Source organism: Microcoleus sp. BM001215392, assembly GCF_036700185.1.
In the GTDB taxonomy this organism is placed as follows: domain Bacteria; phylum Cyanobacteriota; class Cyanobacteriia; order Cyanobacteriales; family Microcoleaceae; genus Microcoleus.
On the sequence record NZ_JAUBOJ010000282.1, the window covers coordinates 1 to 10,109 of the forward strand.

Genomic DNA, 10,109 nt, shown 5'->3' on the forward strand with positions numbered 1-10,109 from the left:
CCGCATTCAATATGGGATTATAACTAATAACTTATCTGCGGTCATGCTTCGCCCTCTTCCAAAACCAGATGCACCCCAAATATTGTTTCTAAAAATACCCAAAACAATGGGGAGAAATTGCATATTTTGGGTAGCGTCAAAGCGCACCCCACAAGAATTTGATTGTTTCTTAAAATACGATTTAAATGCCGAACAGCTTAAACGATCGCGAAAAATTGCAACAGTCGATCGCGCTTTACGAAAGAGCGATCGTCCAAAATCCCAATTCGCCCTCAGCTTACCACGATTTAGGAAAAGCCCTGCAACAAAACGGCCAAATTGCCGCCGCCGTCGCCTGTCACCAAAAAGCCATTCTCCTGCAACCAAACTTTACCGCCGCTTACTTCCCGTTAATGTACGCGCCCCTCCCCAAAGATTCTCCTCTGATTGACGGTTTGGTGGCTCTGTACCGCGAAGTTATCGAGATTTTGCCAAATTTCCCCTTAGCCTACATTAACTTGGCAGTGGCGCTGAGCAAGCAGGGAAAAATCCAGGAGTCGATCGCACTTTTTCAAACCGCAGTCCGCTTGCAAACTGTAGCATCTCGCCCGGAACTGTCGCAAGTAGAATGGAATTCTACCGGATTGCGCGAACCCGATTTCATCATCATCGGTTCTCCGAGGTGCGGCACAACTTCTCTCTACAAATATATCACTTCGCACCCGCAAATTTTACCCGCTGCCAATAAAGAAATCTGTTTCTTCTCAGAACATTTCAACAAAGGATTAGCTTGGTATCAAGCGCACTTTCCGCCGCCAATAGAGGCGCATCATTTTTTCACAGGAGAAGCAACTCCGACTTATCTAACTCACCCGCTAGCTGCGTCAAGATTGCACGGATGTTTGCCAAAAGTTAAGCTGATTGTGATTTTGCGAAATCCAGTCGATCGCGCTTTGTCGCACTATCAAATGCTGGTGAGGCGCGGCACGGAATGCAGGACGTTTGAAAAGGCGATCGATGCCGAGTTGCAATTACTTGCTGGCGCTACCGAAACAAGTTTAGCAGATAAAAGTTATTGGAAAGATTGTCATTATATTTATAAGAGTCTTTATGCTTGCAGCCTCAAACAGTGGATGAATTTTTTTCCCAGGGAACAGTTTTTAATATTGCAGAGTGAAGAATTTTATGCAAATCCGGCTGCGACACTCAGCCAAGTCTTTAATTTTTTAGATTTACCAGATTATCAACTCAGCGATTACAAACAATATAACAGTGCTAATTATCAGCCGGTGAATGATGTTGTCAGTCAGGGACTGCGCGAATATTTTCAGCCGCACAATCAAGAATTAGCCGAATATACGAATAGAGAATTTGCATGGTAAGTATCGTATACTGTAGGGTGCGTCAGAAGCTGACGCACCCTACTAGAATCGCGCAGAGGGTTTGGAGTTGCTTTATAATTAGACCTCTTGCAAAAATAATTTTCTGATATATCAGAGTGCCTACCCCCTATCTATCGGGGCAAGCTAGGGCAGTTTTATTATCGTCATACAAATTAGGTACGTTGTTGCGCTTGGGCGCTCTTTGCTAATATTATAAAGAGCGCCCAAGCGCAACAACGTACCTTGAGAAGATGGATATGCCTTTAGATTTTTACGAACAGCAGCCGTCGCCTTCTGTCAGAGACACGAAAGCGAATGGGGAGGCGCAAGAATTGTTGACTACTGATGAAGTAATGGCTGGGACAAAAGTTATAATGACTCACGCCCAAAGGCAAGCATTTCTCAAAACATCTCGCCTTGGAAAGATATTTGGTGTTGCTCATTTGCTACCTGAAATTGAAGATGTCGCACACAAAGTACGTGAAGAGTCAATTAGGATGTCGCTGGTGCGCGAGCGTCTTAGAATGAACATTTTAACTTTTAAAACTCAGATCGTCCTGCTCACTTGGCTATTATATATTTCTTCTAGCGAGCAAGACGATCGCACGGAGTGAAAAATGCTTGGAATGAAAATCGGGATGACTCCGGGGATGTTTCTGTCCCCGGCTAATTCATCCCTCTACTCTGCAATGTTCGCCAAACCTACTTACTCGCATAACCCGTACTTACCAAAAACTCGCGCAACTTCCCAAAGAATTGAGTGCGATCGCGCCCTTGATAAACTCCCTCCAATAACCGCCAGCCTTCCGCCTCCTGGCCCGCCACATACTTGCTCGCCATGAAGGCCGCCAACACGCCTTTTACCTCTGCATCTTCGCTTAAGCGCTTCCGAGATTCCAGCCACAACTCAGCACCATTGCTGTATACTTCCACGAGATACTGCTTCGTAACATCTTCCATTTTACCTGGCCGGTACTGCCAAATTTGCAGCGGTAAGCGAGAATCGGCAGAATTGGTAAAAGCCTCGGCAAATCGCCCGTCTTGACTCTTGAACTCCGGGATATCATTTTTGCCAAAATCGACAATTTCGTAACTCACATTGCCCCAAAAATGCTTGATGTGAGTGTATTTCTTTGCCGCGGAGTCGTAGCGGTAAATAAACGAATAATTGCAACAGCGGACGCCGCTGTTGATTGAGACTAAATCTGCCAGCACTTCCGGTTCCTTGTCGCCGTCCAAATCGCGGATTCGCACGGATAACAAACGCCCTTCCGATACTTCATCGCTGGCTTTTTTGTCGGGATTGTCTGCTAGAGAACGAGTGGGAATCAGCACTGGTTCTTCTAGTAACGTTTTACCGTCACGGATAATTTTGATGCGGATATTTTTAGCATTTTCTGCTTCTTTCACGAAAGAAACTTCCGCCCGAACTTTCCCAGACTCCGAGATTTCTGTGGTTCTCGGCGGGCCGATATCCGGCGGAACTTGCGCGATGTATTGTGAGGGAACTAAAGCTGTTTGGCCTGGTTTGGCGATCGCCTGACACAGAAAAGTTGCTACTTCGGCGCGCGTTGCATTGCGTGTAGGTTCTAACTGTTTGACGGCGGGATAATTGACCACAAGTCGTTTTTCTGCGGCGGCGGCGATCGCATTTCTCGCAAGTTCGGGAATGTCTCGCGCATCTTCAAAAGTCGCATTCAAAATCTCAGGCGCTGAACCAGCAGGCGTATATTTCAAGCCGCTGCTTAAGGCTACCAAAACCTGCCAGCGGGGAATGTTCAAAGTCGCATTGAAAATACTGCCACTGGAACCGGACATAAAACCCGTTTGATAAGCTTCTCGAATGGCTTTATAACCCCAGTAATTCGTGGGAATATCTGCAAAGTCGATCGGATTGCGGACGGTTTTTGCATCAGGAAAAGCTCTGCGCAGCATCGCCGCAAATTCAGCGCGACTGACTGGGCGGTTCGGGCGAAAAGTGCCATCTTCGTAGTAGCCGCTGATGATTTTTTTCTCGGCTAATTCTTCTATACAGGCTTGAGCCCAATGGTCTTTGACATCTTTAAATTTGGCTTCTGCCAATGCCGGCGCTACATTCAGGCCTGGAAACACTAAATTGCCGATGATTATGCCCAGGGCTACCACTAAAGCGATGACAGCTTGACGTTTGTGCGATCGAACCATACCACAGCCTCCTCTACTTGCTTTCTTTGCGATCGAAACCGAAGCAAATCTTATACAATATCAGGTATTCTACCCTGTTTGTGTTAACATACTCAGGATTTCTGCATTCACAGCCGTACAGTGATTGCAAGTCCAAGCGAAGCAATTTTAAACCTTGGCGATTGCTTTGCTGGCGATCGCACTGACACAATCAGACAGAAATTTGTTGCCACAGGCGATCGACTGTTACAAACTTGTAACCTTTATACAACAGCAATGGAATAATTTTATCAGCAGAAGCCGCCACATCTTCGCCGCCGCAATAACCGTCGTGCAGTACAATTATTGAGCCATTTTCTGTTTGCTGCACGACGCGACTCGTAACTTTCATCACCCCCGGCCGCACCCAATCTTCCGGGACAACACTCCACATTACCGGGCGATATTCCCACTGTTGCAATAACTCTAATGTTCGCGGCCTAAAAATGCCATTTGGCGGGCGCACATCGCGGATTAATTTTGGGTCTAAATCGCAAGCTTTGCTGATTGCTTTTCTTGTATCTTCTAAACTGTGTTTGAGTTCGTGGGTTTTGAGTTTGGCAAACGATACGTGCTGGTAGCCGTGGAGGCCGATCCAGTGTCCGCGATCGTACACTTCTTTAGCCGTTTCTGGATGCCTGTCCACGCAAAAACCCAGCCAGAAAAAACTCGCTTTGATGTCGTATTTATCTAAAACTTTTAGCAGTTGAGGCGTGTGATTTCGGTGCGGCCCATCATCAAATGTTAGGGCAATTTCTCGGCTGTTGATATCTCCCGTCCACAGACATCCGGGAAAAGCCGTTTTGAGAATGGGATGAACGACAGGAAATAAAGGTGCTAGGGGCATTGATTGACCTTGTTAAATGCGATCGGGTAGAAATGAAGCTGTGTTACAATAAATTAAACTTAACTCAATTGAGGTGAATATGACAACTGCCGTTGAGATAGGAACGCTAATTGTCCGCACGCCAGGAACTTGCGGTGGCCGCCCGCGAATTGCAGGAACTCGAATTACGGTACAGAACATTGCTATTGATTTTAATGCCGGGATGACTCCACAACAAATGATTGATGAAAGACCGCATTTGACCTTAGCAAAAATTTATGCAGCGCTCACTTATTATTATGCAAACCAGGAAGCAATGGACGCAGAAATAGCAGCTTACTACGAAGAGTATGACCGTTTGGAAGCAGAATATATGGCAGGTAAGCTATCGTGAGCAGAATTTGTTTATACATGGATGAGGATATTCTCCAACGCTCGTTGATACTCGCTCTGCGAACTTCTGGTATAGACGTAATAACTACCTCGGACGCTAACAACCTTAGCTGTTCAGATGAGGAACAACTCATTTGGGCAGCAGAGCAAGGGCGTGCCATATACAGTTTCAACACTAAAGATTTTTGTCGTTTGCACAGTACCTTTGTGGCCCAAGAGATCGGTCATGCTGGAATTATTATGGGTGTTCAACAGCGGTACTCGATTGGCGAGCAGTTGCGGGGTATTTTAAACTTGATTGCTACTAAGTCAGCCGAAGATATGATAAATCAATTGGTATTTTTAGCGGAGTACATAAAATCTGAATAAAAGCCTAGAATCATCGGTCGCACCAGAAAATACAAACCTGTTTAACTCTTTTGATATAGCCTCAAACTATCTCCGATCGCACTCACCTCTATCTCAAGATCGATGCGATCGCCCTACAGTGTCCTCCTATACTAAAAACAAGCATAAATAATCGATAAACCACTAAGGAGGAGCAATGTCAGAGGAATATCTAGCAGAACGCACAGTTTCAGCCGTATTTAAGGAAGAAGAACAATTAGACGGCGTAATTCGGCGGTTGCTCGATCGCGGAGTCTCCCGCGACCACATCTCAGTCATGGGCAAAAACTTTCAGTCCAAAACTAAAATTGCCGGCTTTCTAACTAAAAAAGATGTGATTTTAGGAGGCCTGAGAAGCGGCGCGATTTTTGGTTCCTTATTCGGTTCTTTTTTGGGCTTGCTAACAGGCGTCGGCGTGCTGTTTATTCCCTTTGTCGGTGCAGTAGTATCCGCAGGCCCGCTGGGTGCTGTATTGTTAGGTGCAGCTAGCGGCGCGATCGCAGGTTCGGCCGGTGCGGGCTTAGTTTCGGCATTAGTTGCTTTGGGAATGCCCGAAGACAAAGCAACTATCTATCAAACCCGCGTTGAAGCAGGCGAATTTCTGGTGATGGCCGAAGTTCCCGCAGATAAATCTGGCGAATTCCAACTGTTGCTAGAAAGCGCAGGCGGCGAAGAAGTTTCAGTTAGCGAAATGACGCTACCGCGCGCCGTCAAAGGTCGCTGCAACAGTCCGGCTGACTTGTCTCCAGAAGTGCGATCGCACCTGTCGGAAGCAGCACAAAAAACCTTTATGGAATCCTACAACAGCGCCTTTGACGAAAGCAACGACTCGATCCAAGCCGAACACGCAGCCTGGGAAGCCATTCACAAGCAGTACGAAGAAGATGAAAGCGGCGTTTGGACTAAGCCTTTAGCTAAAGTCTAGTACCCCCCGATTAACTAATAAAAGATAGAATGCAGCCTCTAGAACTGAAGTTTTAGAGGCTTGTAATATTTGAGAGTTTAGATTAGATAGGACAATATTGTCTCAGTCATTTTATATCACATCAGGTAGCATCGTCCTGTATTCATCTCTCTCTTCTCTTCCTCTGTGTTCTCTGCGCTCTCTGCGGTAAAATTATTCCGATACAACTGGAAACGATATTAATCAAATTTGGGCACGAGGCTCGGAGCAACGTCCCACAATCTTTGTTCTTGTGGGACGTTGCTCCGAGCATCGTCCTATTTATTTTTACCAGAGGTCTCTTTTATAATTGTGAATTATGAAAAACTTAATTTTTCTGGTCTTGCACAAAGTTGCCCTGTCAAGTACAATCTACAGGCTGACAATCTAAAATTGGGAAAGCAAATGCAAAAATACGTTTGTACAGTTTGCAATTACGTCTACGATCCAGAAGTAGGCGACCCCGACGGAGACATACCGCCCGGTACAGCCTTTGAAGATATCCCCGACGATTGGGTTTGTCCGACTTGCGGGGCGACAAAATCCGATTTTGAACCAGAAGAATAAGCGAGAAAAAATTTGTCCGATCGAATGCTAAAAATTACAGTCATAGGCGGGGGTGCAGCGGGTTTTTTTAGTGCAATTACCTGTGCCAAAACCTACCCGCAAGCCCGCGTCACTTTACTAGAAGCAGGCCGCCAACTTCTAGCAAAAGTTCGCATTTCTGGCGGCGGACGCTGCAATGTCACTCATGCTTGTTTTGACCCCGGTGTTTTAGTGCAGAATTACCCCAGAGGTGGAAAAGCTCTGCGCGGTGCTTTTACTAGATTTCAACCCCGCGATACTGTTGATTGGTTCGCCAGTCATGGTGTTAAATTGAAAACAGAAGCAGACGGGCGAATGTTTCCGATTACAGACGATTCGGAGACAATTGTTAACTGTTTGATCCGCGCCGCTGAGGATGCAGGCGTGAGGATTCGCACGGGCGATGCAGTCGTTTCAGTCAAGAAAATAATCGGAAATACCGCAGCAGAGGACGGCTGGGAAGGTGCGGTACCTGGGTTTACTATTGAGTTGAAATCTGGGGAAGAGTTGAAGTGCGATCGCATCCTTCTCGCTACAGGTAGCAATCCGTCGGGTTTCAAATGGGCAAAAGAGTTAGGTAATACTGTAGAAGTGCCCGTTCCTTCTCTATTTACTTTTAATATTGCTGATGGCAGAATCAAAGATTTAGCCGGGGTTTCGGTTCCGAATGCTAAGGTGAAATTGCCGGGAGCAAAATTAGAACAAAGCGGGCCTTTGTTAATCACTCACTGGGGTGTCAGCGGGCCTGCTGTACTCAAACTTTCGGCTTGGGGTGCGAGATTTTTGCACGATCGCCATTATCGAACATCTGTGCTGATTAATTGGCTTCCTCAGTACAACGCGGAGGTTTTGCGCCAGCAACTGCTAGGGGTCAAATCGCAGTTGTCGCACCGATTGATCGTCTCTAGCTGTCCGTTTCCGATGCCGCGCCGCCTCTGGGAACGTTTGACAAGTTCGATCGGCATTGACGAGCAAAAACGCTGGGCTGACTTATCCAACAAAGCCCTCGATCGCCTTTTACAAGAACTCGTCCAAGGCGAATATCAAATCGCTGGAAAGGGCGCATTTAAGGAAGAATTCGTCACCTGCGGCGGTGTCAACCTCAAGGAAGTCGATTTTAAGACAATGGAAAGCCGCCGCTGTCCCGGACTTTTCTTTGCTGGCGAAATCTTGGATATCGACGGCGTGACGGGCGGTTTTAACTTCCAAAGTGCTTGGACTACGGCGTGGTTGGCCGGAATCGCGATCGGCAAATGATACTATTTTAAGCTTGCGATCGAGCGAGGTTTGGGAGTTGCGATCGGGCGATCGGCTTGCCAGTATTAAATTTTGTGTTATTTTTGAATTAAGGCGCACCAAATGTGAGTCAACTTCAGCTTGCAGACAAAATTAGTAGTTTTGCCTCCTTCAACATCGGGTGAGATACATGAAAAACTTGAATCTACAAAACCTAAAGTTCGATCGCCACCTTGACTCACCTTTCCTCGAAAAAAACGGCTTACTGGAATTCAACCCCAAATTTATCAGTCCCGAATTTTTAACAACCTGGACGTTTGAAACAAAGCTGTACGACGAACAAGTTGCGATCGACCACTTTGTCATCACATTTCCCAGTCGCACTCAACTCGAAGACTACGCCGAATCTTTTCGCCCCTTCGGCGCCAAAACAGTTGAAGGCCCCGACTTATTCCCAATCAACTTCTGTTCGGAAAACATCAATGTTCCCTCCGATTTATGGCTGCATTTAATGACCTTATTAATGCCAGCCGGCGGCTTAGTAGTATTGGATTCGCCCCACGCAGCCGGCGACCAAAAAAACCGCTTCCAGCAAGAAAGAGGATTAACAGCAGTTCACCACATCGCGATTCGAGTCGAAAACGTGCAGAATGCTGCTACAATATGGCAAAATAAAAACTTTAAGCCTTTGTCAGAGAAACCTTTAAATTACGGCTCATTAACCCAGTGGTTTCTGCAAAACCCCGCCGGACAAATTATCGAATTAATCGAACGGCGCCCCGGGAATAACGCCACTTTCGACTGCAAAAATATAGCAGGTTTGCGCCTGAGCGAACAAGTTCCGAAACGAATGAGTGTAGCGGCTGTAACGGATGTAACGGATGTCAGTCAAAAGTCCGAGGAAACGCGGCTCAAATAACAAATAATAAATAACAACTAATGCCCGATCCCCAATTCCCAATTACCAAACATCTATGATAGCAGTAAAAGTTCCAAAAGTCACTTTTCAACCCCCAACCTTCAACTCAATTGAAGAAGAACGCCGCCACCGCAAACAGCGTTTAGCCGCCGCACTCAGATTATTTGGTCGCTTCGGATTTAGCGAAGGAATTGCCGGACACATCACTGTCCGCGACCCCGAACACCTCGATCATTTCTGGGTAAATTCCTTTGGAATGCACTTTAGTTTAATTGGAGTCAGCGACCTAATTTTAGTCAACCACAAAGGCGAAGTTGTTGAAGGAAATAAACCCGTAAACGAAGCAGCATTTGCGATTCATTCGCAAGTTCACGCAGCCCGCCCCGACGTAATCGCAGCAGCGCACGCCCATTCACCCTACGGCAAAAGTTGGTCGAGTCTCGGTCGGATTCTTGACCCGCTGACTCAAGATGCTTGTTCTTTTTACGAAGATCACGCTTTATTTGACGATTACACCGGAGTTGTTTTGGAAATCGAAGAAGCTAAACGCATCGCCAAAACTTTAGGAGATAAAAAAGCGATTATTTTACAAAATCACGGACTGTTGACAGTAGGTGAAACAGTTGATGAAGCAGCTTGGTGGTTTATTGCAATGGAACGTTCTTGTCAGGCGCAGTTAATGGCCGAAGCAGCCGGAAAACCCATTCTCATCAAGCCAGAATGTGCGCGTTTGACACAGCAGCAAGTCGGATCGCACCGCATGGGATGGTTTAGCTTTCAACCACTTTATGACATGATTGTGCGCCGGGAACCTGACTTGTTAGATTAACAGCTTTGATATTATCCACAAAAAAAATGGTTCGATCGTTCGGACTTTAGTCCTGATTGACTCCTAGAGAAGAAGAGGACTGAAGTCCGAACGATCGAACTTAAGGAGTTTAGAGATTTATCTCGAAGCCGATTCCAGCCAAGCAACCAAATCCTCTTGACTGGTAAAATCTAGCAAAATTTCTCCTAAATCATCTAATTGTTGGGGAGATAACTGCTGGATGCGAGTTTGGATTGTTGCTGGTATTTCACCAGTACGCCGCGCGATTTGACGCATAATTAATGCTATTTGTCCCTCAATTAGACCTTCTTGACGACCTTCTTGACGACCTTCTTGGCGACCTTCTTGCATCCCTTTGATAACAGCACCGCGTTGGTCTTCAAAAAACATTTCCCGCTTTTCTAATGCTTGTAATTCCTCAAGGTTTA

Annotated in this window: 12 protein-coding genes; 9 read left to right on the top strand and 3 right to left on the bottom strand. The window is 46.2% G+C overall.

Translation table 11 applies throughout. The features are described from left to right. The first annotated feature begins 185 nt into the window (after nucleotides 1–185). On the top strand, nucleotides 186–1,361 hold the full coding sequence (locus QT974_RS24345) for a sulfotransferase family protein (RefSeq protein WP_333470986.1): 1,176 nt from the start codon (nucleotides 186–188) through the stop codon (nucleotides 1,359–1,361). A gap of 257 nt (nucleotides 1,362–1,618) precedes the next feature. After that, complete coding sequence (locus QT974_RS24350) at nucleotides 1,619–1,975, top strand: hypothetical protein (protein ID WP_333470987.1); 357 nt, start codon at nucleotides 1,619–1,621, stop codon at nucleotides 1,973–1,975. 88 nt (nucleotides 1,976–2,063) lie between these two features. Here QT974_RS24350 and QT974_RS24355 read toward each other — a convergent pair whose 3' ends face one another. After that, complete coding sequence (locus tag QT974_RS24355) at nucleotides 2,064–3,545, bottom strand: S-layer homology domain-containing protein (RefSeq protein WP_333470988.1); 1,482 nt, start codon at nucleotides 3,543–3,545, stop codon at nucleotides 2,064–2,066. Between the two features lie 190 nt (nucleotides 3,546–3,735). Further along, nucleotides 3,736–4,410: a polysaccharide deacetylase family protein gene (locus tag QT974_RS24360; RefSeq protein WP_333470989.1), complete on the bottom strand. Its 675-nt coding sequence runs from the start codon at nucleotides 4,408–4,410 to the stop codon at nucleotides 3,736–3,738. 79 nt (nucleotides 4,411–4,489) lie between these two features. On the opposite strand from QT974_RS24360, the gene QT974_RS24365 reads away from it, so the two are divergent. From QT974_RS24365 to QT974_RS24395, 7 genes are all read left to right on the top strand, one after another. Further along, nucleotides 4,490–4,783, top strand: a complete 294-nt coding sequence (locus QT974_RS24365) for a DUF433 domain-containing protein (protein WP_333470990.1) — start codon at nucleotides 4,490–4,492, stop codon at nucleotides 4,781–4,783. Next, a complete protein-coding gene (locus tag QT974_RS24370) occupies nucleotides 4,780–5,151 on the top strand; it encodes a DUF5615 family PIN-like protein (RefSeq protein WP_333470991.1) in 372 nt (123 codons plus the stop codon). Before QT974_RS24365 ends, QT974_RS24370 begins: the two co-directional genes overlap by 4 nt. Nucleotides 5,152–5,326: 175 nt before the next feature. Beyond that, nucleotides 5,327–6,094: a ChaB family protein gene (locus tag QT974_RS24375; RefSeq protein ID WP_333470992.1), complete on the top strand. Its 768-nt coding sequence runs from the start codon at nucleotides 5,327–5,329 to the stop codon at nucleotides 6,092–6,094. Between the two features lie 423 nt (nucleotides 6,095–6,517). Then, a complete protein-coding gene (gene rd, locus QT974_RS24380) occupies nucleotides 6,518–6,679 on the top strand; it encodes a rubredoxin (protein ID WP_333470993.1) in 162 nt (53 codons plus the stop codon). Between the two features lie 24 nt (nucleotides 6,680–6,703). Further along, nucleotides 6,704–7,954 (top strand): NAD(P)/FAD-dependent oxidoreductase, encoded by a 1,251-nt coding sequence (locus QT974_RS24385; RefSeq protein WP_333470994.1) that lies wholly within the window; start codon nucleotides 6,704–6,706, stop codon nucleotides 7,952–7,954. A 169-nt stretch (nucleotides 7,955–8,123) separates the two neighbouring features. After that, nucleotides 8,124–8,852: a hypothetical protein gene (locus QT974_RS24390; RefSeq protein WP_333470995.1), complete on the top strand. Its 729-nt coding sequence runs from the start codon at nucleotides 8,124–8,126 to the stop codon at nucleotides 8,850–8,852. 55 nt (nucleotides 8,853–8,907) lie between these two features. Beyond that, nucleotides 8,908–9,681, top strand: a complete 774-nt coding sequence (locus QT974_RS24395) for a class II aldolase/adducin family protein (protein ID WP_333470996.1) — start codon at nucleotides 8,908–8,910, stop codon at nucleotides 9,679–9,681. Between the two features lie 117 nt (nucleotides 9,682–9,798). Here QT974_RS24395 and QT974_RS24400 read toward each other — a convergent pair. After that, a partial coding sequence (locus QT974_RS24400; protein WP_333470997.1) for a DUF4351 domain-containing protein occupies nucleotides 9,799–10,109 on the bottom strand: 311 nt, incomplete at its 5' end.

What these genes read in the sequence shown, in the direction of transcription:
- QT974_RS24345 (WP_333470986.1), top strand. Translation starts at nt 186, where the DNA reads ATGCCGAACAGCTTAAACGATCGCGAAAAATTGCAACAGTCGATCGCG.
- QT974_RS24350 (WP_333470987.1), top strand. Translation starts at nt 1,619, where the DNA reads ATGCCTTTAGATTTTTACGAACAGCAGCCGTCGCCTTCTGTCAGAGAC.
- QT974_RS24355 (WP_333470988.1), bottom strand. Translation starts at nt 3,545, where the DNA reads ATGGTTCGATCGCACAAACGTCAAGCTGTCATCGCTTTAGTGGTAGCC.
- QT974_RS24360 (WP_333470989.1), bottom strand. Translation starts at nt 4,410, where the DNA reads ATGCCCCTAGCACCTTTATTTCCTGTCGTTCATCCCATTCTCAAAACG.
- QT974_RS24365 (WP_333470990.1), top strand. Translation starts at nt 4,490, where the DNA reads ATGACAACTGCCGTTGAGATAGGAACGCTAATTGTCCGCACGCCAGGA.
- QT974_RS24375 (WP_333470992.1), top strand. Translation starts at nt 5,327, where the DNA reads ATGTCAGAGGAATATCTAGCAGAACGCACAGTTTCAGCCGTATTTAAG.
- rd (WP_333470993.1), top strand. Translation starts at nt 6,518, where the DNA reads ATGCAAAAATACGTTTGTACAGTTTGCAATTACGTCTACGATCCAGAA.
- QT974_RS24385 (WP_333470994.1), top strand. Translation starts at nt 6,704, where the DNA reads ATGCTAAAAATTACAGTCATAGGCGGGGGTGCAGCGGGTTTTTTTAGT.
- QT974_RS24390 (WP_333470995.1), top strand. Translation starts at nt 8,124, where the DNA reads ATGAAAAACTTGAATCTACAAAACCTAAAGTTCGATCGCCACCTTGAC.
- QT974_RS24395 (WP_333470996.1), top strand. Translation starts at nt 8,908, where the DNA reads ATGATAGCAGTAAAAGTTCCAAAAGTCACTTTTCAACCCCCAACCTTC.